The 5,022-nt window shown below is 55.4% G+C and carries 4 protein-coding genes; all 4 read left to right on the top strand.

The window, feature by feature from the left end; genetic code table 11:
* The first annotated feature begins 1 nt into the window (after position 1).
* The 4 genes from ACLD1Y_RS21540 to ACLD1Y_RS21555 all read left to right on the top strand — a co-directional run bounded on the left by ACLD1Y_RS21540 (position 2) and on the right by ACLD1Y_RS21555 (position 4,675).
* The gene (locus ACLD1Y_RS21540; RefSeq protein ID WP_429479828.1) at positions 2-1,909 is read left to right on the top strand and encodes a phospholipase D-like domain-containing protein; all 1,908 of its coding nucleotides are present in this window, start codon (positions 2-4) and stop codon (positions 1,907-1,909) included.
* Positions 1,910-1,995: 86 nt separating this feature from the next.
* Positions 1,996-3,192, top strand: a complete 1,197-nt coding sequence (locus tag ACLD1Y_RS21545) for an SEL1-like repeat protein (protein WP_429479829.1) — start codon at positions 1,996-1,998, stop codon at positions 3,190-3,192.
* Positions 3,189-3,392 carry a hypothetical protein gene (locus tag ACLD1Y_RS21550; RefSeq protein WP_429479830.1) on the top strand — a complete coding sequence of 68 codons (204 nt, stop codon included), beginning with the start codon at positions 3,189-3,191 and terminating at the stop codon, positions 3,390-3,392. Before ACLD1Y_RS21545 ends, ACLD1Y_RS21550 begins: the two co-directional genes overlap by 4 nt.
* Positions 3,392-4,675 carry a DUF6396 domain-containing protein gene (locus ACLD1Y_RS21555; protein ID WP_429479831.1) on the top strand — a complete coding sequence of 428 codons (1,284 nt, stop codon included), beginning with the start codon at positions 3,392-3,394 and terminating at the stop codon, positions 4,673-4,675. Before ACLD1Y_RS21550 ends, ACLD1Y_RS21555 begins: the two co-directional genes overlap by 1 nt.
* Positions 4,676-5,022 lie beyond the last annotated feature (347 nt).

Genomic DNA, 5,022 nt, shown 5'->3' on the forward strand with positions numbered 1-5,022 from the left:
CATGAATCGACGCCCCATCGTCGTACCCGTTGCCCTGCAACACACCCAATCAGCAACGTGCACCCCACCGTGGTACGTACAGGACACCGAATACCCGCCTGCACTCGCCACCTATCAGCCGTTGATCAACGGTGAAGAAACCTTCAAAGCGGTGCACCTGGCCATCGCCAACGCCAGCAAAACCATCGACATCATCTGCTGGGGCTTTCAGCCATCGATGTATTTCATTCGTGATGGCAAGCATCCCTGCATCGGCGAGCTGTTGGTGGCCAAGGCAAAGGAAGGTGTCGAAGTTCGGATACTGGGTTGGGAAATGCCCTTCAACAGCGCTGGAAAAGCGGGTGAAGCCAATTTGCCTGGAAAAGGTCCGCTGCGTATGGGCGACCGGGCGCTGCAAAGCGCGACCCAGGATCAGTATGCGTATGACCGCTTTTGGTTTGCCAACCATGCGGTTGCTGACTACATGGCAGCGGAGCTGCGCGAGGCACGTAAAATTCCGATATTTGTCAGTCGTGGCTTCAGCCTGTATGAGCGAACCGAAATTGCCTATCAGGCCAAATATAAAAGCCTCGACCGACGCCTGAGTGACGCCACGCTGGCGACGCTGAGCGCAACCGCCACGCACCATCAGAAAACGGTACTGGTCGACTACGAAGACGTGGACAGTGCCGTCGGCTTTGTCATGGGTCACAACATGCTCGATGAATACTGGGACAAGGATAGCCACTCAGCATTGAATCGGACCGAGGGCAGCAAGCCTGCACCTAATCTTGGCGCGCGCGGCGATACCCCGCGACAGGATATTTCCAGTCAGGTCAGCGGACCGATCCTGGAGCATTTGCACCACAACTTTGCCACTGCCTGGTGCAAGGAAACGGGAGAAGACTTGCTCGCGTCGCGTCAGTCAATGCAGGTTGGCCCAACCCTCAAATGCACCCCTGGCGCGACTCGCCAAATTGCTCAACTGCTGCGCACCCAGGCGCAAGAGGGCAAGCGGGACATCGAAAGGCTGTACCTCAATGCAGTCAACAACGCGACCCAGTTCATCTACATCGAGAACCAGTACTTTCGCTGGCCACCGTTGGCCGAAGCGATCAATAAGGCAGCTGCCGATCAGACGCGGGGCGGGCGCGATCCTGGCCTGCACGGCAACTTGCATTTATTTGTGATCACCAACGCCACAAACGATGGCATGGGCGCCGGTACAGTCAACACCCAGCGCATGCTCGAAAGTCTCGGGCGCGGCGACACCATCCCTGAAATCACTAAGTTGCGACGTATTCAGCAGGCCAACGCCCAAACGAATGCCCAGACACAGAGCGTGGCTGAGCTTATCGAGCGACAGGCGTTGATCGCCTTCACCCTGCTGACTGACACACTGGGCAGTGGAGAGCTAAGCGACAAGGCCCGCGAGGCGCAACGCGACACCAGGTGGATGAACGAGCGGGAGCAGGCCGAACTCGGCCAGCAGATCAAGGCAATCGAAACGAGCACCGTGCGCCCGCAGCTACGCCCTGGCCTGAAAGTGCATGTGTGCTCGCTGGTAGCGAAGGACTCACCCGCCGGCCAGCCGTGGATGCCGGTGTATATCCACTCCAAGCTGATGATTGTCGACGACGCGTTCACCACCCATGGCTCGGCCAATATCAATACCCGCAGCATGCAGGTCGATAGCGAACTGAATATTGCCCATGAGTGGATGAGTGTGACGCAGGGGTTGCGCCGCAGGTTGTGGGATCTGCATACAGAGGGAAGAGGGGGGCAGGATGATCCGGTGGAGGCGTTTGATGCTTGGACGGGCCTAATCAAAAAAAATAAAGATCGTCAAAATAATAAATATAAACAAGGGCCCGATAGTCCACTTCTCGGTTTTTTTTACGGAGAAAAAACCCTGAAGGATCTTGACTGATGTGCTGCTCCGTATTGCTGGCATGCCTGATGCTGGCTGGCTGTGATAACAGCACAGCCTTTACTCAATCAAAACAAGGTATGGCTATGAACCCACTGACGAATATCAAGACAAAACTGGCATTCAACTGCGTGCATGAGCAAATTCCGACCCCGCCTGACGGAACAGATCAATTATTTCAGTACGCCCGTTGGTTGCAAAAGGACAACCTGCTTAAACAAGACGAGGCCGTCTATGCCGAAGTTGAGCGACTTTATCGAATTGCTGCTGAAAATGGTCATTACAAGGCCAATATCAACTTGCAAAACGGCTCTATGCGCGGCCATTTCAAAATTGGTGGCGATGAGCATTTGCGCCTTAGCCAACAATTGATCGAAGTTAATGTGGCGACGGGATATTACTTCGTCGGTATTTTCCTTAAAGACGGCTTGGCGGGATTGAAACAGCACTCAGAAAATGCGCTGCGTTATTTTCGTAAGGCAGCCGATCAGGGCAGCGCTGAAGCTCAATATTATGTAGCTGAAAAGCTGGCGCCGAGTGACGTTGCGCCGGACGTCGCTCAAAAAATGCGCCGCTGCGCAGCTGAACAAGGGCAGCGGGATGCAGCCTCCGATCTAGGCGTTAATCTTCAAGGGCAGGGCCTATATAAAGATGCACTTGAGGTATTCCAATTGGGCGTAGCGGCAGGTGATGAAACTTCTGCTGGTTGGCTAAGGAGAGCATTTCGCGGCCCTCTATCTTCGGACTCAATGTATTACCTCGGCCTGCAAGAGGACTTTGAACGCGCTGATCGCTATGAAAAAATTTGGCGGATCCTAGCCAACTACTCCTACGCCGACCCCAAAGTCCCCGAAATCAACGAAATCCTCCCCCTGCCACCCGCCAAACTGCCCGCCTGGGACGGCAAGCTGCAATGGCTGGAAGCGCGCTTGGCCAATGTCCCGCCCGAAAAGCCCAGCGAAGAGCTGATCCACCAACTGGCCAAGGCCAAGCTCCTTGACGCTGCGACCGGCAGACCCACACCTGACTCGCCCGCATTCATCAAAGTCGGTTTTCCCGCGCCGACCTGCTCCAGCGGGCAACCCTGCCCGCAGACAGGCTACTGGAAGGCCGTACGCTTGAATCGTGTAGCCGACTTGACGATAGAAAATGAAGTTATCCGCCGTTTCGAGGAGAACGAGATCATGCCCACTTTGATGATTGAGCATCATAAGCCGCGCTTTTTGCGCCCCGACAGAATTACGGCCAACCAGGAAAGTATCGAGTGGCGACTGCTGGGATGAGTGTGACGCAGGGGTTGCGGCGCAGGTTGTGGGATCTGCATACGGAGGGAAGAGGGGCGCAGGATGACCCGGTGGAGGCGTTTGAGGTTTGGCAAAAAGCCATTAACGACAATAAAAAACGCCGAAAAAACAACTTAGCTCCTGGCGGTCCGCTTGTGGAGTTTTATTACGACGAAACCACCCTAAAGGACCTCGATTGATGCGTAGGGCCTTTCTGCTATTAAGCCTGCTGCTTACCGGCTGCGATACCGGCACAGCCCCTAATCATCCAACTCCTGGAGCGTCAATGAATCCACTGAAAGAAATAAAGGCCAAGCTGACTTTTAGTTGTGTGCATGAGCAAATCCCTTCACCGACTACCGAGGCCGACGAACTGTTTCAATACGCCCGCTGGTTACAGAAGAACAACCTGCTCAAACAGGACAAAACCATTGATCTAGAGATTGAGCGGCTATATCGAATTGCTGCTGAACATGGCCACTACAAGGCCAATATCAACTTGCAGAATGGCACCATGCGTGGACAGTTCAGTCTCCGTGGCGAGGAGCATCTGCGGCTCAGCCAACTGCTGATCGACGCGGGTGTTGCGAGTGGCTATTACTTCATCGGTATCTTTTTGCAGGACGGCTCGGCGGGGCTGAAACAGGACTCGGCGATGGCTCTTCGCTACTTCCGTAAGGCGGCAGATCAGGGAAGCGCCCAAGCCCAGTATTACGTGGGCGACAAACTTGAACCTATTGATATTGCGCCGACGATTGCAATGCAAATGTATCGTTGCGCCGCTGAACAGGGCAATGGTAAGGCAGCGATGGCACTGGGTATTGACCTTAAGTACAACGGGCGATATCAGGAGGCACTTGAGGCCTTTCAGATGGGCGTTGCATCAGGCGACTCGGGCGCTGCTAGTTGGTTAGAGGATGCGTTTCGTGGTCCTCCGCCCTCGAATACACGGGATTATCTCGGTCAGCAGGAAGACCTTGAACGTGCAGAACGCTATAAAGCTATCTGGCGGATCCTCGCCAACTACTCCTACGCCGACCCCAAAGTCCCCGAAATCAACGAAATCCTCCCTCGGCCACCCGCCAAACTGCCCGCCTGGGACGGCAAGCTGCAATGGCTGGAAGCGCGCCTGGCCAACGTCCCGCCCGAAAGGCCCAGCGAAGAGCTGATCCACCAACTGGCCAAGGCCAAGCACCTTGAGCCTGCGACCGGCAGACCCACACCTGACTCGCCCGCATTCATCAAAGTCAGTTTTCCCGCGCCGACTTGCTCCAGCGGGCAACCCTGCCCGCAGACAGGCTACTGGAAGGCCGTACGCTTGCATCGCGCACCCGACTTGGCGCTAGAAAATGCAGTTATCCGCCGTTTCGAGGAGAACGAGATCATGCCCACTTTGATGATTGAGCATCACAAGCTGCGCTTTTTGCGCCCCGACAGAATTACGGTCAACGAGGAAGGCATCGAGTGGCGTCTGCTGGGATAAACCATGAAAACAATCATGGCCGTGTTACCACCGAGTTGTTCAATCCAGTTTCGGTTAAATGGAGATCCAATGGTGTGAGCGGGCAGGCCCGCTCCTGCATGTTGAACTGAATCCGGCAGGTCATTTCGGTCGTCTATCAGGCCTCGATGCGAGGCAGCCTCTCCCTTGTCCCCGCTTCCCATGTCACCTCCCTCCCGCCAAATCCCTTAATTTTCCCACCCAGCCAGGCGCTCCTTAGCGCCGTGGCTGTGCCCGCGTTTTGCCGGGCCAACCAGCACACCCGACACAAACGGCAGCTGAAAACGGACTTTCTCCTCAACCGTGACTCATCAGGCAGGTTACCCCCC

Origin of the sequence: Pseudomonas sp. 18175, assembly GCF_050432925.1 — a bacterium.
Lineage (GTDB): Bacteria > Pseudomonadota > Gammaproteobacteria > Pseudomonadales > Pseudomonadaceae > Aquipseudomonas.

What these genes read in the sequence shown, in the direction of transcription:
- ACLD1Y_RS21540 (WP_429479828.1), top strand. Translation starts at nt 2, where the DNA reads ATGAATCGACGCCCCATCGTCGTACCCGTTGCCCTGCAACACACCCAA.
- ACLD1Y_RS21545 (WP_429479829.1), top strand. Translation starts at nt 1,996, where the DNA reads ATGAACCCACTGACGAATATCAAGACAAAACTGGCATTCAACTGCGTG.
- ACLD1Y_RS21550 (WP_429479830.1), top strand. Translation starts at nt 3,189, where the DNA reads ATGAGTGTGACGCAGGGGTTGCGGCGCAGGTTGTGGGATCTGCATACG.
- ACLD1Y_RS21555 (WP_429479831.1), top strand. Translation starts at nt 3,392, where the DNA reads ATGCGTAGGGCCTTTCTGCTATTAAGCCTGCTGCTTACCGGCTGCGAT.